The organism is Halorubrum sp. Atlit-26R (genome assembly GCF_003666015.1).
In the GTDB taxonomy this organism is placed as follows: domain Archaea; phylum Halobacteriota; class Halobacteria; order Halobacteriales; family Haloferacaceae; genus Halorubrum.
In genome coordinates, this window is record NZ_QPLT01000334.1 from 1 (window position 1) to 558 (window position 558).

General features: G+C 65.1%; 1 protein-coding gene. It reads left to right on the forward strand.

Translation table 11 applies throughout. The features are described from left to right. On the forward strand, window positions 1-558 hold a 558-nt coding region (locus DVK07_RS20845; RefSeq protein ID WP_147441307.1), incomplete at both ends, for an ABC transporter ATP-binding protein.

Sequence of the window (558 nt, forward strand, 5' to 3'; positions counted from 1 at the left end):
GTCGATATAGACGAGGGGATCGTCGACGTGACGGCAGCTCCCGAGGCGGCCGTCCGTCGCGTTCGCGGGGGCGAGATGGGAATGATATTCCAAGACCCGATGACCTCGCTCAACCCGGCGGTCACCGTGGGCGAACAGATCGCCGAGTCGCTGCGGCTCCATCGGTACGGCGGTCAGAAGACGGACTCGTGGACCAACGGAATCCGAGAGATACTCCCGAAGGTCGGAGGTCGAGACGGCGACGACGAGGTGATGGACGAGGTCGTCAGAATGCTTCAGGCGGTCGGCATCCCGGAAGCGAAACAACGCGTCGACGACTATCCGCACGAGTTCTCCGGCGGAATGCGCCAGCGCGTGCTCGTGGCCATCGCGCTCGCCTGCCGGCCGAACCTCCTCATCGCCGACGAGCCGACCACCGCGCTCGACGTGACGATTCAGGCGCAGATCCTCGATCTGATCGACGACCTACAGGCGGAGTTCGGGATGTCCGTCCTGATGATCACACACGACCTGGGCGTCGTGGCCGAGACCTGCGACCGCGTGGCCGTGATGTACGCC